Below are 14,907 nucleotides of genomic sequence, written 5' to 3'. Positions count from 1 at the left end.
TTCGTGCACTGCTGGTGGCAGGTGAAGGATTCGAACCTTCGTAGGGATAACCCGACGGATTTACAGTCCGTTTCCATTGGCCGCTCGGACAACCTGCCGTGTGCGTCTGGAAGGATAGCAAGCCGACCGCCCATCAACGCAATTCCGGCACCAGGAGAGCGCACACCATGGCCACCAGCAGCTTCGACATCGTCAGCAAGGTCGACCGCCAGGAGGTCGACAACGCCCTCAACCAGGCGGCGAAGGAGGTCTCGCAGCGCTACGACTTCAAGGGTGTCGGCGCCTCCATCGAGTGGAGCGGCGACAACGTCGTCATCAAGGCCAACAGTGCCGACCGCGTGCTCGCCGTCCTCGACGTCTTCGAGTCCAAGCTCGTGCGCCGCGGCGTCTCGCTGAAGAACATCGACTTCGGCGACAAGGAGCCACAGGCCTCCGGCAAGGAGTACGTCCTCTCGGGCCCGACCAAGGAGGGCATCGACCAGGACAACGCGAAGAAGATCTCCAAGATCATCCGCGACGAGGGCCCCAAGGGCATCAAGCCGCAGATCCAGGGCGACGAGCTGCGCGTCACCGGCAAGTCCCGCGACGAGCTGCAGGAGGTCATCGCCCTGCTCAAGGGCAAGGACCTGGACGTCGCGCTGCAGTTCACCAACTACCGCTGACGAAGGGGGCGACGCGCCCCCCTTCGTCCTCCTCGGGCACGGCAGAGCCGGCTGTGACGACCACGCGTCGTCACGGCCGGCTCCGTCGTCCACGGGTCAGAGGGCGACCGGGACCGCCTCGTCCGGCTCCTTCGCGGAGGCGGTGCGGTCGTGCCGGGCGAGCAGGACGCCGAGCAGCGGCACGCACAGCAGGCCGATGGCGGTCGCGGCGACGAGGACCCACAGGCCCGAGGACGGCGAGCCGGTCGCCGTCTCCGCCAGCCCGAAGCCGTACGGGCCGACGAAGGCACCCGTGAGCCCGATGGTGTTGACGAAGGCCAGTCCGGCCGCCGCGGCGACCCCGCCGAGGCGGGCCATGAGCACCGACCAGTAGAGCGGTTGGACGCCGACGATGAAGAGCATCGTCGCGCTGAGGATGATCATCTTGGCCACCGGGTGGCCCACCGAGATGAAGGCCAGGGCGAAGACGATCGCGGCGGCGGTGGTGATGCCGATGAGGCGCACCTCGGAGCCGGGCGAGCGCTTGAGGATCCGTGGGATGACGAGCACACCGATGACCGCACCGATCCCGACGACACCGGAGATCAGGCCGATCATGAAGCTGTCGGTCACGTTCATCGCCTCGACGATCGACGGGACGAAGAAGACGACGCCGTAGGTCGCGATCTGGTTCATGAAGTAGATCGCGGCGATCGTCAGCAGGAAGGGCTTGGACATCGCGTTGCGGATGATCGCGCCCGGGCGGGTCTCCTCCGGCTCGAGCCAGCTCGCCGTGGCCGGCGAGTTGGGCAGGGCGAAGAAGATGTAGATGCCGAGCAGGACCGTGGGGATGCCCTCGAGGACGAAGAGCCACTGCCAGCCGTGCAGTCCGGCGATGCCGTCCATCTTCATCAGCGCGCCACCGATGGGGTTGGCGACGATGAAGGCCACCGACGAGGCGGTGAGGATCAGTCCGACGACGGTCGCGCGGTCCTTCTGCGCGAACCAGGTCGTGATGAGGTACATGATCCCCGGGTAGAGGCCGGCCTCGGCGGCACCCAGGAGCAGCCGCAGGATGTAGAAGACCGTCGGGCTGGAGATGAACATCATCGCCATCGTGATCAGGCCCCACGTGACCGCGATGCGGCTGATCCAGACCTTGGCTCCGACGCGGTGGAGGATGAGGTTGCTCGGCACCTCGAGCACGGCGTAGGTGATGAAGAACAGACCTGCGCCCAAGCCGTAGGCCGCGGCGTCGATGCCCGCGTCGACCTCGAGCGAGGTCTTGGCCAGACCGACATTGGTGCGGTCGACGAAGGCCATGAAGTACGCGGCCATGAGCAGCGGGACCAGGCGCACGAAGGCCTTCTTGGTCGCCCGGGCGTGCACGAGGTCCGACGTCGTTGTCGGAGAGGTCATGTGAACTCCTGTACTTGAAGGATGATTCAGGTGTATTTGAACTGTGATTCAGGTCTGTGTCAAGGGTCACCCGCGCTTACTGGACGGTCACGAGTGACGCGGGCGGATGGGCCCGCGCGCGGCCGGTTCGGCGCCGGGCGCCGGCGCCGGGCACGCCGCCCGGGCGGGCCGGGTGTCAGCCGCGCGCGGCGGCGACCTGCTGCGCCCGCGGGAGCAGCTCGGCCTTGCGGATCTTGCCCGTGTCGGTCATGGGGAAATCCGTGACGACCTCGACGAGCGGCACCTTGTAGCCGGCCATCTGCTCGCGCGCCCAGCCCTCGAGCTCGGCCGCGGAGACGTCGGCGGCACGCAGGCCGACGAAGGCGACCGGCCGCTGGCCCGTCTCCTCGTCCTCGGCGGGCACCACTGCGACAGAAGCAACCTCGGGATGCCCGGAGAGGATCATCTCCACCTCTGTGGGGAAGACGCTCATCCCCTTGACCTTGATCATGTCCTTGCTGCGGGCCAGGTAGTGCAGGCAGCCGTCCTCGTCGAGGTAGCCGGTGTCCCCCGTGTGCAGCCATCCGTCGCGCAGCTGCTCGGCACTGGCCTCGGGGTTGCGCCAGTAGCCGGTCATGATCGACGGGCTGCGCAGGAGGATCTCGCCGGACTCGCCGAAGTCCATCGGCGCGCCGGTCACCGGGTCGACGACCACGACGTCCGTCCCGGGCACGGGCAGCCCGCAGAAGACCGGTTCGGTCAGCAGGTCGTGGTCGTCCTCGTGCAGGCCGAAGGGGACGACGTCGACCGTGTGGCTCTCGGTCATCCCGTACGAGCCCTCGCGCAGGATCGACCCGGGCCCCACGACCTGCGACCACTGCCGTCGCACCTCGGGCGTGAGCTTGCGGATGAAGGACATCGCCATCGGCGCGGTGAAGGAGGACAGGTCGCGCTCCTCGATGCCGGGCAGCGCAAGGATGTCGAGATAGCTCTCGACGGTCGCAGCGGTCAGCGTGACGCGGTGTCGCTCGACGAGGTCGACGACGTCCGCGGCGTCCCAGCGCTCGAGCAGGACCGTGGTCCCGCCCATGACGAGCGGGATGAGGATGCCCAGGTCCTCCCCCGCGATCCAGAAGACCGGGATGAAGCACAGCGAGACGATCTCCTCGCCCGCCAGGCCGTTGGCCCCGGCCCCGCTCACGGCCGTGTAGACCATGTGCCGCTGCGTGTGCTCGCACCCCTTGGGCAGCCCGGTCGTCCCGCCGGTGTAGTTGAGCGCCGCGAGCGCGTCGAGGTCGCGGGCCGGCTCGGCGAGGGGCTCTGCGGTCACCGTGTCGGACCACCGCACCACCTCGACGCCCTCGACGGACGGAAGGGGGTCCCCCTCACCTGCGAGGACGACGACCGTGCGCACCTGCGTCTGCGCCGCGGCGGTGCAGAGCCGCTCGGCGAGCGCGGCGCTCGTGACGACGACGCTCGCTCCCGAGTCGTCGAGCTCGTGGACGAGCTCGGCGTGCTGGAACATCGGGTTGACCGGGACGTGCACGCATCCGGCGCGCAGGGTGCCGAGGAAGGCGATGACGAACTCGGGCACGTTGCCCAGGTGGACGCCGACGCGCTCACCGGGGGCCACCCCCTTCGACCGCAGCCATCCGGCCCACCGGGCGTGCCGGTCCGCCAGTGCGCGGTAGTCGATCGTGACGTCGTCGTGGACCACGGCGGCGTGGTCGGGCCGGCGCTGCGCCCATGCGTCAACGTACTCGGGCACGGTGAGCTCACCGAGCGGGTGCACGACCTCGCGGGGCACCCCGGCAGGGCGCACCCGCTCCTGACGTCGACGGATCTCGGCGAGGTGGTCGGTGAGGTCCATGTGTGCTCCTTGCATCACCAGGTGTCGATGTAGCGGGTCGTCGAACCGCCGACCGGCGGCGTGGACATGGCGGTGAGGATCCACCGCCGGGTGTCCACGGGGTCGATGACGTCGTCGAGCTCGACGACGGCGGCCGCGTTGACCGCCCGCCCGCGCTCGTAGAGGTCGTCGAGCAGTCGCTGCTCGAGGGCGCGACGCTCCGTGGGGTCCTCCACCGCGTCGAGCTCGCGCCGGTAACCCAGGCGCACGGCTCCCTCGAGGCCCATCCCCCCGACCTCGCCCGTGGGCCAGGCGAGCGTCGCCGCCGGCCGGTGGAAGCTGCCGCCCGCCATCGCCTGCGCCCCGAGCCCGTAGGCCTTGCGCAGGACGACCGTCACCATCGGCACGCGCAGGTGCGCACCGATGACGAAGAGCCGGGCGAAGTGGCGCACGGTCGCGGTGCGCTCGTGGTCGGGCCCGACCATGAATCCCGGTGTGTCGCACAGGGACACGACGGGCAGTCCGTGCGCGTCGCACAGCTGGAGGAAGCGCGCCAGCTTGTCGGCAGCCGGGGTGTCGATCGCGCCACCGAGGTGCCGCGGGTTGTTGGCGACCAGGCCCATCGGGCGGCCCTCGATGCGCACGAGTGCGGTGATGACGCCGGGGGCGAAGCCGGAGCGCAGCTCGAGCACCGAGCCCTCGTCGGCGAGCGCGTCGATGGCCGCGCGCACGTCGTAGGCACGCACCCTGTTCTCCGGGACGACGTGCCGCAGCCGCCGCTGGTCGCCGGCGGTCCACTCGTCGACGGATCCGCTGAAGTAGCCCAGGTAGCGCCGGGCAACGTCGACCGCCTCGGCCTCGTCGTCGACGACGACGTCGACGACGCCGTTGCTGCCCTGCACCTCGATCGGGCCGACCTCCTCAGGGGCGAAGACGCCCAGGCCGCCGCCCTCGATCATCGCTGGCCCGCCCATGCCGATCGTCGAGTCGCGGGTGGCGATGATGACGTCGCAGCACCCCAGGAGCGCGGCGTTGCCGGCGAAGCACCGGCCGGCCGCGATACCGACGCTCGGCACGAGTCCGCTCAGCCGACCCATCGTCGCGAAGGTCGGCACGTCGAGGCCGCTGGCGACCGTGGTGTCGGTGTCGCCGGGGCGACCTCCGCCCCCTTCGGCGAAGAGGACGACCGGGAGGCGCTGCTGCTCGGCGATCTCGAGGATGCGGTCGGTCTTCTTGTGGTTGAGGTAGCCCTGCGTACCCGCGAGGACCGTGTAGTCGTAGGCGAGGACGGCACAGCGGGTGTCGGCCACGGCCCCGATGCCGGTGACGATGCCGTCCGCCGGGGTGCTCGCGATGAGCTCCTCCTCGCTGCGCCGGGCCCGCTGCGCGGCCACCGCGAGACCGCCGTACTCGACGAAGGTGTCCTCGTCGAGCAGGTCCGCGATGTTTTCCCTCGCCGTGTGCTGTCCCCGCGCGTGCCGCTTGGCGACGGCCTGCGGCCGCGCCTCGTCCAGCCGGCGGTCGCGTCGCTCGCGCAGCCGGGTCAGGTCGGCCCGCTCGGCGTCGAGGTCGGGGCCGTCGTCGACCGGACCGGTGTCCTCCTGCCCGGACGAAGGGAGCAGCCGCACGAGCAGGTCGTCGGGCGCGGTCGTCACCCCGGGCCGGGTGCGCACGGACGTGACCGTGCCGGAGACGGGGGCGGGCACGAGGTGCTCCATCTTCATGGCCTCGACGACGACGAGCGGGGTGCCGGCGGCGACCTGCTGGCCCTCCTCGACGAGCACCGCGACGACGGTGCCGGCCAGCTCGGCCCGCACCTCCCCGTCGGCGCCCTCGGTGCCGTGCTGGGCCTGCGCGATCCCGGCGCCGGCGAACCACTGGGTCGTCAGCTCCCACGCCGCGACGTCGTCGTGGGCGAGCAGCTCGCGCAGCAACGGGAGGTTGGTCTCGACGCCGCCGACCGCGCACTCCGCGAGTGCCTGGCGGGCCTTGCCCAGGGCACCGGTGAGGCCGCCGTGGCTGTGGGTGACCACCTTGGCCACGAGGGAGTCGAAGGAGCCGTCGACCCGGGTGCCCTCGACGAGGTGGGTGTCGACGCGCACGCCGGGGCCGGTCGGCAGCGCGAGGCCGGTGACGACGCCGTGGGCCGGCAGCGCCTCGCCCGTGCTGCCGACGCGCTCGGCCGCGACGCGCAGCTCGATCGCCGTGCCGGTCACGGTCGGTGGCGCGGCCAGGCCGAGGTCGGCGAGGGTCTCCCCCGCCGCCAGGCGCAGCTGGGTGAGCACGAGGTCGACACCCGTCACGAGCTCGGTCACGGGGTGCTCGACCTGCAGGCGCGGGTTGACCTCGATGAACCACCAGCGGGTCGGGTCGTCGGCGTCGAGGAGGAACTCGACGGTGGCGAGGCCGCGGTAGCCGCGCCCGGTGAGCAGGCGGACCGCCGCCTGGTGCAGGTCGGCGCGCACCGCGTCCGGCAGCCGCGGGGCCGGGGCGACCTCGACGACCTTCTGGAAGCGGCGCTGCAGGGTGCAGTCGCGCTCACCGAGGTGGGCGACGCCCCCTTCGCCGTCCGCGACGACCTGGACCTCGACGTGCCGGGCCCGCTCGACGTACAGCTCGGCGAAGAGGTCACCGGAGCCGAAGCTGCGCTCGGCCTCGGAGCGGGCTCGCTCCCACGCCTCGTCGACCGACGTGCCGGCGGGGACCGCGCGCATCCCGCGTCCGCCACCGCCGGCCGCTGCCTTGATCATCACGCCCGCCGGGCGCTGCTGCTCCGCGAAGTCCGCGACCTGCGCCGCCGAGACCCCGACCGGGGTCGCGGGCAGGACGGGCACGCCGGACTGCTCCGCCGCGGCCCGAGCGCTGCCCTTGTCGCCGAAGAGCTCCAACAGCTCCGCGTCCGGACCGACGAAGGTCACCCCGGCGTCGGCACAGGCCCGGGCCAGCTGCGGGCTCTCGCTGAGGAACCCGTAGCCCGGGTGCAGCAGCGTGCACCCGTGCTCGAGCGCCCCGGCGACGAGCGCGGCGGCGTCGAGGTAGGCCGCCGCCCCGTCCCCGGGGAGCTCGTGGACCCCGGTCGCCAGGCGCGCGGCGAGCGAGTCCGCCTCGGCGCGGGTGACGGCCACGACGACGTCGAGACCGGCCTCCCGGGCCGCCCGGACGACCCGGACGGCGATCTCTCCGCGGTTGGCGACGAAGACGGACCCGCTCACTCTGTGCTCCTGGCTCGGGGGGTGATCAGAAGATCTCGAACAGACCGGCGGCACCCATGCCGCCGCCGACGCACATCGTCACGACGCCGTACTTCGCGCCGCGGCGCCGACCCTCGATGAGCACGTGCCCGGCCATGCGCGCACCACTCATGCCGTAGGGGTGGCCGATCGAGATGGCACCACCGTTGACGTTGTACTTCGCGGGATCGATGCCGAGGGTGTCGCGGCAGTACAGGGCCTGCACGGCGAAGGCCTCGTTGAGCTCCCACAGGTCGATGTCGTCGACGGTCAGGCCGTGCTGCTTGAGCAGCTTCGGTACGGCGAAGACGGGCCCGATGCCCATCTCGTCCGGCTCGCACCCGGCGACCGCCATCCCGCGGAAGGCACCGAGCGGCTCCAGCCCGCGGCGGGAGGCCTCGGCGGCCTCCATGACGACCGCGGCGGAGGCACCGTCGGACAGCTGCGAGGCGTTGCCCGCGGTGATCGAGAACCCCTCCGTGCCGTCCTTGGCGAGCACCGGGCCCAGCGTGCGCAGGTCCTCGATGGTCGTGCCGGGACGGTTGCCCTCGTCCTTGGCCAGGGTGACCTCCTGCGAGCCGACCTCGCCGGTGGCCTTGTCCTTGGTGAGCATCGTCGTGGGCAGCGGGACGATCTCGTCGTCGAAGGCACCGGCCTCCTGCGCGGCGGCCGTGCGCTGCTGGGACTGCAGGGCGTACTCGTCCTGCGCGTCCCGGCTGATGCCATAGCGCTGGGCCACGACCTCGGCCGTCTCGAGCATCGACATGTACGTCGCCGGGACGTGCTCGACGAGCCACGGGTCCTGGGCGCGGTAGGTGTTCATGTGCTCGTTCTGCACGAGCGAGATCGAGTCGACGCCGCCGCCGACGGCGACGTCCTGACCGTCGAGGACGACCTGCTTGGACGCGGTCGCGATGGCCATGAGGCCACTGGCGCACTGCCGGTCGACGGACATGCCGGCGACCGTCACGGGCAGGCCGGCGCGCAGGGCGGCCTGGCGGCCGATGTTCATCGCGGTCGAGCCCTGCTGCATGGCGGCGCCGATGACGACGTCCTCGATGCGCTCGCCCTCGACGCCGGCGCGCTCGACGGCGTGCCGCACGGCGTGCCCGATGAGCTCCTGGGCCTGGGTGTCGTTGAAGGCGCCGCGGTAGGCGCGGCCGATCGGGGTACGTGCGGTGGAGACGATGACTGCTTCGCGCATGGTCACTCCTGGTGGGTCGAAGGGGGTGGGTCGGGTGGGGTCAGGCCACGGGCAGGTCGACGAGGGCGGCGAGGTCGCTGCGGTGCCGCTCGGGGGTGCCGAGGGCGAGCTGGTCGGCCTTGGCCCGCTTGAGCCGGGTGTGCACGCGGTGCTCCCACGTCATGCCGATGCCGCCGTGCAGCTGCAGGGCCTCCTCGGCCGCGTGGACCGCGGCGTCGGAGCAGTACGAGCCCGCGGTCGCCTGGGCGATCCGCTGCTCGAGCTCTGCCCCACCGTCGGCGAGCACACCCGCCGCCTGACGGGCGGTGGCCTGGGTGCCGACGAGCAGCAGGTACAGGTCGGCGAGCCGGTGCTTGATCGCCTGGAAGGAGCCGATCGGCCGGGCGAACTGCACTCGGGTCTTCGCGTACTCCACGGTCGTCTCGAGGCACCACTGGGCCAGGCCCAGCTGCTCGGACGCGAGCAGCGCGACACCGGCGGCGAGCGCCGCGTCGACGGCCTCGTCCGCAGCCTGTCCGGAGGCGACCTCGCTCCCCTGCCCGGCGACCGTCACCCGCGCGAGCGGTCGGGTCATGTCGAGCGAGGTGATCGGCTCCAGCTCGACCTCGTCGCGACCGAGGGCACGAAGGGAGGTCACGCCCCCTTCGCCCGTGGTCGGCACGAGGAAGACGTCGGCCCCGAGGGCACCGGCGACCGGCTCGGCCGTGCCCTGCACCGGCGTCCACGCGCCACGGCGCGCGGTCCAGGGCAGGACGAGGACGGCGGTGCGCTCGCCAGCGGCGAGCTGCGGCAGCAGCTCCTCGTCACCGGCGGCCAGCAGCGCGCTCGTGGCGATGACGGCACTGGTGAGGAAGGGCACCGGCGCGACCGCGCGGCCGAGCTCCTCGAGGACGACGGCCGCCTCGCGTGGGCCGGCGCCGACCCCGCCGAGGGACTCGGGCACGAGCAGACCGGCGAGGCCGAGCTGCTCGGCGAGCTCGCGCCACAGGCCGCTCACGTCGGTGTCGGGCTCGTCGGCCAGCCGGGCGGGCAGGTCCTCGTCGAGCGAGCGGGCCAGGGTCGAGCGGACGCTGGAGCGCAGCGACTCCTCGACATCGGTGTAGAGCAGGTCGGTCATCGCGGCACGTCCTTGAAGGGAATGCCCTTGTCGGGGCGGTGGTCCGGGGGCAGGCCGAGCACCCGCTCGGCGATGACATTGCGCATGATCTCGCTCGTGCCCCCCTCGATCGAGTTGCCCTTGGCCCGCAGGTAGCGGTAGCCGGGGCCGTGCCCGAGGAAGGAGCCGCCCTCGGGTCGCACCATCGTCCAGTCGTGGTAGGTCAGGCCCTCCTCGGGCGCCAGCTCGAGGGCGAAGCCGCTCACCTGCTGCGCCTGGTGGGCAAAGGCGAGCTTCATCGCCGAACTCTCGGGGCCGGGCTGCCCGGCCTCGAGTCCCTGGCGCAGGCGCTCGCCGGCCAGGCGGGTCACCTCGACCTCGACCCACCAGTGCATGAGCTCGGCGTGCAGGCCGGGCGTGCGCACCGACGGGTCGGTGCGCCACCGCTCGGTGACCAGGCCGATCTGGCCGGGCTCGCGGTCGGCACCGGCACCGATGGCCACGCGCTCGTTGTTGAGCGTCGTCGTCGCGACCCGCCATCCCTCGCCCACCGCGCCGACGCGGTTGCGGTCGTGGACGCGCACGCCGGAGAGGAAGACCTCGTTGAACTCCGCCTCGCCGGTCAGCTGGCGCAGGGGTCGCACCTCGACGCCCGGGTCGGTCATGTCGACGAGGAAGTAGGTCATGCCGGCGTGCTTCGGCACGGAGGTGTCGGTGCGGGCCAGCAGGATGGCGAAGTCGGCGTTGTGCGCGCCGGAGGTCCACACCTTCTGCCCGTCGACGACCCACTCGTCCCCGTCCGGCACCGCACGCGTGGCGACGCCGGCGAGGTCCGAGCCGGCTCCCGGCTCGCTGAAGAGCTGGCACCAGATCTCGGTGCAGGTGAAGATCGGGCGCAGGTGACGCTGCTGCATCTCCTCGCTGCCGAGGGCGAGCATCGTCGGCGCGGCCATGCCGAGCCCGATGCTGTTGCGGCCGAAGTCCGGTCGCGGTGCACCCGCCTCCTCGAGGAGGGCGTCGACCTCGGCCTGCCGGCCACGGGGCAGGCCGAGTCCCCCCTTCCCCTCCGGGAAGTGCACCCAGGCCAGACCGGCGTCGAACTGCGCGCCGAGAAAATCAGCAGGAGGCGTCATCTGCGGGTCGTGCGCCTCGAGGAGGTCGGCGACCCGCTGGGCGAGATCGGTCCGGTCAGGCACGGGCGGTCCTCCTGCGGATCTCGTGGCGGGCGAGGGCGTTCTTGTGGACCTCGTCGGGGCCGTCCGCGAAGCGCAGGGTGCGCACCTGGGCCCACCACTCGGCGACCGGGAAGTCCTGACTCAGGCCGCCGGCACCGTGGACCTGCACGGCCTTGTCGACGATCCACTCGACGGTCGAGGGGGCCGCGATCTTGATCGCCTGGATCTCGGTGTGCGCGCCCTTGTTGCCCACGGTGTCCATGAGCCAGGCCGCCTTGAGGGTGAGCAGGCGCAGCTGCTCGATGCGCACCCGCGACTCCGCGATCCAGTCGCGGACGACGCCCTGGTCGGACAGCGGCTTGCCGAAGGCGACCCGGTCGGCGGCCCGGTCGATCATCATCTCGAGCGAGCGCTCGGCGATGCCGATGAGGCGCATGCAGTGGTGGATGCGTCCGGGACCGAGGCGGGCCTGGGCGATGGCGAAGCCCGAGCCCTCCTCGCCGATCAGGTTGCTCGCCGGCACCCGCACGTCGGTGAAGTCGATCTCGGCGTGGCCACCGTGGTCGCGGTCGTCGTAGCCGAGGACCTTCATCCCGCGGCGCACGTCGACGCCCGGGGTGTCGCGGGGCACGAGGATCATCGACTGCTGCTGGTGGCGGTCGGCCGACGGGTCGGTCTTGCCCATGAGGATGAAGACCTTGGCGTTGGGGTTCATCGCGCCGGAGATGTACCACTTGCGGCCGTTGATGACGTACTCGTCACCGTCGCGCACGATCGAGGTCTCGATGTTGGTCGCGTCGGAGCTGGCGACCCGCGGCTCGGTCATGGCGAAGGCCGACCGGATCTCGCCGGCGAGCAGCGGGGTGAGCCACTGCTCCTTCTGCTCGTCGGTGCCGAACATGTGCAGCACCTCCATGTTGCCCGTGTCCGGTGCCGCGCAGTTGGTGGCGACGGGGGCGATGTGCAGGCTGCGGCCGAGTGTCTCGCACAGCGGCGCGTACTGCAGGTTGGTCAGCCCGGCCCCGTCCTCGCCGGGGAGGAAGAGGTTCCACAGCCCCTGGCTGCGGGCGGCCTCCTTGGCCTGCTCGATGACCGGCGGCGGGGACCACCGGTCCGGGGCAGCGTCGAGCTGCTCCTGGTAGGTCGCCTCGATGGGGTAGACGTGCTCGTCCATGAAGGCGGTCAGCTGCTCCTGCAGCTCGGTCGTCCGCGCGTCGGTCGTGAAGTCCACGGCTCGCTCCTCTCGTCTCAGGTGGTGGGGGCGTCGGCCCGGGTGGGCCGTTCGCCGGTGGTCGCGACGTCGTCGCGGTCGATCTGCCTCTTGAGGATCTTGCCCGTCGCGCCCTTGGGCAGCTCCTCGACGATGCGGTAGATGCGCGGCACCTTGTACGCCGCGACGCGCTCCTCGAGCCAGGCGCGCATCGCGCCGGCGTCGATGCTCGCTCCGGGCTGCGGCGTGATGACCGCGGCGATCTCCTCGCCGAGTCGCTCGTCCGCGACACCGATGACCGCGGCCTCGAGGACGTCGGGGTGCCCGTAGAGGACCTCCTCGACCTCGCGCGGGTAGACGTTGTAGCCACCGCGGATGACCAGGTCCTTCTTGCGGTCGACGATCCACAGGTCGCCGTCCTCGTCCATGCGACCGATGTCGCCGGTGAAGAACCACTCGCCGTCCCGCACGGCGTCGGTCGCCTCGGGCCGGCCCCAGTACTCGCGCATGACGACCGGGCCGGCGATGGCCACCTCACCGACCTCGCCGGGCGGCAGCTGGTTGCGGTCGTCGTCGAAGATCGCGAGCTTGCAGCCGTCGAGGGCGCGGCCGACGCTCATCTCCTTGCGCGGGTGGATCTCGCGGTTGAAGCTCGCGGCGCCGGTCGTCTCGCTCAGCCCGTAGCCGTCGAGCACCATCGCGCCGAAACGGTCCCGGAAGGCCTTGGCGACCTCGAGGGGCAGGGCGGCGCCACCGGAGCAGGCCAGACGCAGGTTGGTCAGGTCGGCGGCGGTCACGTCTGTCTCGGCGTGGAGCATCGCGTTCCACATCGTCGGCACCCCGGCGAGCGACGTCAGCTGCTGGTCTGCGGCCATGCGCAGCAGTCCCGCCGGGTCGAAGGGGCGCTGCAGCGACATCGAGCCGCCGGCGGTGAAGACGGTGAACATCACGGCGGCCTGGCCGAAGACGTGGAAGAGCGGAAGGGCGGTGGCCATCCGGTCCTCGCCGGTCACCTGGAGCGCCTCGGCGAAGCCAGCGCCGCACGCCAGCAGGTTGGCGTGGGTGAGGACCGCACCCTTGGGCGCACCCGTGGTGCCCGACGTGTAGAGGAGCACGGCGGCGTCCTGCGCGCCGACCTCCCGCGGGTCGGGCGCCCACTCGGGCGCGCGCACGCACCCCGGCTCCAGCAGCCACAGGGGCAGCTGCTCCGCCGCCGCGGTCTCGGTGACCGGGCCGGCACCCTCGTGCCAGCCGATCGCGAAGGTGCAGCCGGCGTCCTGCACGAAGTGGGTCAGCTCGCGCGGGGTGCACAGCGGGTTGACCGTCACCGCGGTCGCGCCGAGGGCGAGGAGCGCGTGGTAGGTCAGGACGAACTCGGCGCTCGTCGGCACGACGACGAGCACCCGGTCGCCCGGTCGCACGCCCCGCTCGGTGAGCTCCTCCATCGCGCCCCGGACGCCCTCACGCAGCTGCGCGAAGGTCCAGGTGCGCTCCCTCTCGCGCAGGGCGAGGACGTCGGGCGTCGTGTCGGCCCAGGTCCAGACCAGTCCGGCGGCGTTGCTCATCGTGCATCTCCCATCAGGTGCTGCTGGTAGCGCTGCATGCCGTGGATCCAGCGGTCGTGGTCGGCGGCCTTGCGGCGGACGAACTCCCGCACGTCGGCGTGCGGGGTGATGAGGAAGGTCCCCTCGGTGACGGCGGCGAGCACCTGGTCGGCGACGTCGCGCGGGGCGAGGACCTCACCGGCGCCGGTGACGGCGGCCGCGGCGACCCGGCCCCCTTCTCCCCCGGACGAGGTCATCCCGCCGCGCAGCATGTCGGTGTCGACGCCCATCGGGCACAAGCAGCTGACGCCGACGCCACGGTCGCCGTAGGTGACCGCGAGCCACTCGGCGAAGGCGACCGCACCGTGCTTGGTGACGGAGTAGGTCGCCGACCCGATCTGGGTGAGCAGCCCGGCCGCCGAGGCCGTCGAGACGAACCAGCCGCTGCCGCGCTCGACCCATCCGGGCACGAGCAGACGTGCCGCCCGCACGTGCGCGAGCACGTTGACGTCGAGGGCCGTGCGCCACTGCTCGTCGGTGGCGGCGAGGCCGGAGCCGTCGCCCACGCCGGCATTGGCGAAGAAGAGGTCGACCGGGCCGTAGTGCTCCTCCGCCGCGGCGACCATTGCCGAGATGACGGCCTCGCTCGAGGCGTCGCCGGGCACGGCGACCGCGCCGATGCGCTCGGCCGTCTCGGCCAGGCGCGCCTCGTCGAGGTCGGAGACCACGACGCGGGCACCTGCGGCGAGCAGCGCCTCGGCGAGCGCGGCACCGATGCCGCCGGCAGCACCGGTGATGATCGCGACCTTGCCGGTCAGCTCCATGGTCCCCATCAGTCGCACGGCCCGCCGGCGACGTAGAGGACCTGGCCGGTGGTGAACCCGGCGCCCTCGCTGACGAAGAAGGACACGGCGTGCGCGATGTCCTCGGGGCGGCCGGTGCGGGCGACGGCGGCCTGCTGGCTCGCCATCTGCTTCAGCTCGTCGAAGCCGATGCCGATGCGGGCCGCGGTCTCGGCGGTCATCTCGGTCTCGATGAAGCCCGGGGCGATCGCGTTGGCCGTCACGCCGAACGTGCCGAGCTCGATGGCCAGGGTCTTGGTGAAGCCCTGCATACCGGCCTTGGCCGCCGAGTAGTTGACCTGACCGCGGTTGCCCTGGGCCGAGGTCGAGGAGAGGTTGACGATCCGGCCATACCTCGCCGCGGTCATGTGGGCCTGGCAGGCCTTGGTCATGAGGAAGGCGCCGCGCAGGTGGACCGCCATGACGGCGTCCCAGTCCTCGACGGTCATCTTGAAGATGAGGTTGTCGCGGATGATGCCCGCGTTGTTGACCAGGACGGTCGGCGCTCCGAGCTCGTCGGCGATGCGCTGGACCGCGGCCTCGACCTGCTCCGGGTCGGCGACGTCAGCGCCCACGGCGAGGGCACGTCCCCCGGCCGCGGTGATCTCGTCGACGACGGAGCGGCAGGCCGACTCGTCCAGGTCGAGGCCGGCGACGGCCATCCCGTCGGCCGCGAGCCGGCGGGCGACGCCCGCGCCGATGCCCCGGGCCGCGCCGG

General features: G+C 71.9%; 11 protein-coding genes and 1 tRNA gene. 1 reads left to right on the top strand and 11 read right to left on the bottom strand.

Annotated elements, in window-relative coordinates:
• Positions 1 to 12: 12 nt before the first annotated feature.
• Positions 13 to 98, bottom strand: a tRNA-Tyr gene (locus tag JAN01S_RS06215).
• Positions 99 to 167: 69 nt separating this feature from the next.
• On the opposite strand from JAN01S_RS06215, the gene JAN01S_RS06210 reads away from it, so the two are divergent.
• Entirely contained in the window at positions 168 to 662 is a 495-nt protein-coding gene (locus JAN01S_RS06210) for a YajQ family cyclic di-GMP-binding protein (protein WP_007928706.1), read from the top strand.
• Positions 663 to 758: 96 nt separating this feature from the next.
• On the opposite strand, the gene JAN01S_RS06205 is transcribed toward JAN01S_RS06210, so the two are convergent.
• The 10 genes from JAN01S_RS06205 to JAN01S_RS06160 form a co-directional block, all read right to left on the bottom strand.
• Positions 759 to 2,060, bottom strand: coding sequence for an MFS transporter (locus JAN01S_RS06205; RefSeq protein ID WP_068315301.1), 1,302 nt, complete (start codon positions 2,058 to 2,060; stop codon positions 759 to 761).
• A 175-nt stretch (positions 2,061 to 2,235) separates the two neighbouring features.
• Complete coding sequence (locus tag JAN01S_RS06200; RefSeq protein WP_068315298.1) at positions 2,236 to 3,909, bottom strand: AMP-binding protein; 1,674 nt, start codon at positions 3,907 to 3,909, stop codon at positions 2,236 to 2,238.
• Positions 3,910 to 3,923: 14 nt separating this feature from the next.
• Positions 3,924 to 7,100, bottom strand: a complete 3,177-nt coding sequence (locus tag JAN01S_RS06195) for a carboxyl transferase domain-containing protein (RefSeq protein WP_068315294.1) — start codon at positions 7,098 to 7,100, stop codon at positions 3,924 to 3,926.
• A 25-nt stretch (positions 7,101 to 7,125) separates the two neighbouring features.
• A complete protein-coding gene (locus JAN01S_RS06190) occupies positions 7,126 to 8,322 on the bottom strand; it encodes an acetyl-CoA C-acyltransferase (RefSeq protein ID WP_068315291.1) in 1,197 nt (398 codons plus the stop codon).
• A 40-nt stretch (positions 8,323 to 8,362) separates the two neighbouring features.
• On the bottom strand, positions 8,363 to 9,439 hold the full coding sequence (locus JAN01S_RS06185; RefSeq protein ID WP_068315287.1) for an acyl-CoA dehydrogenase family protein: 1,077 nt from the start codon (positions 9,437 to 9,439) through the stop codon (positions 8,363 to 8,365).
• Positions 9,436 to 10,614, bottom strand: coding sequence for an acyl-CoA dehydrogenase family protein (locus JAN01S_RS06180; protein WP_068315284.1), 1,179 nt, complete (start codon positions 10,612 to 10,614; stop codon positions 9,436 to 9,438). The genes JAN01S_RS06185 and JAN01S_RS06180 overlap by 4 nt, the downstream gene beginning before the upstream one ends.
• Complete coding sequence (locus JAN01S_RS06175) at positions 10,607 to 11,824, bottom strand: acyl-CoA dehydrogenase family protein (protein WP_068315281.1); 1,218 nt, start codon at positions 11,822 to 11,824, stop codon at positions 10,607 to 10,609. Before JAN01S_RS06175 ends, JAN01S_RS06180 begins: the two co-directional genes overlap by 8 nt.
• Positions 11,825 to 11,841: 17 nt before the next feature.
• The gene (locus JAN01S_RS06170; protein WP_068315277.1) at positions 11,842 to 13,368 is read right to left on the bottom strand and encodes a class I adenylate-forming enzyme family protein; all 1,527 of its coding nucleotides are present in this window, start codon (positions 13,366 to 13,368) and stop codon (positions 11,842 to 11,844) included.
• Complete coding sequence (locus JAN01S_RS06165; RefSeq protein WP_306305656.1) at positions 13,365 to 14,180, bottom strand: SDR family oxidoreductase; 816 nt, start codon at positions 14,178 to 14,180, stop codon at positions 13,365 to 13,367. The genes JAN01S_RS06170 and JAN01S_RS06165 overlap by 4 nt, the downstream gene beginning before the upstream one ends.
• Positions 14,180 to 14,907 (bottom strand): SDR family oxidoreductase (locus JAN01S_RS06160; protein ID WP_157075632.1); only part of this gene is annotated, 728 nt, incomplete at its 5' end. The genes JAN01S_RS06165 and JAN01S_RS06160, both read right to left, overlap by 1 nt.

The sequence above is a fragment of the Janibacter anophelis NBRC 107843 genome (assembly GCF_001570945.1).
GTDB classification, from domain to species: domain Bacteria; phylum Actinomycetota; class Actinomycetes; order Actinomycetales; family Dermatophilaceae; genus Janibacter; species Janibacter anophelis.
The sequence above is the reverse complement of the archived record's forward strand: the minus strand, read 5'-3'. Positions and strand labels throughout refer to the sequence as shown.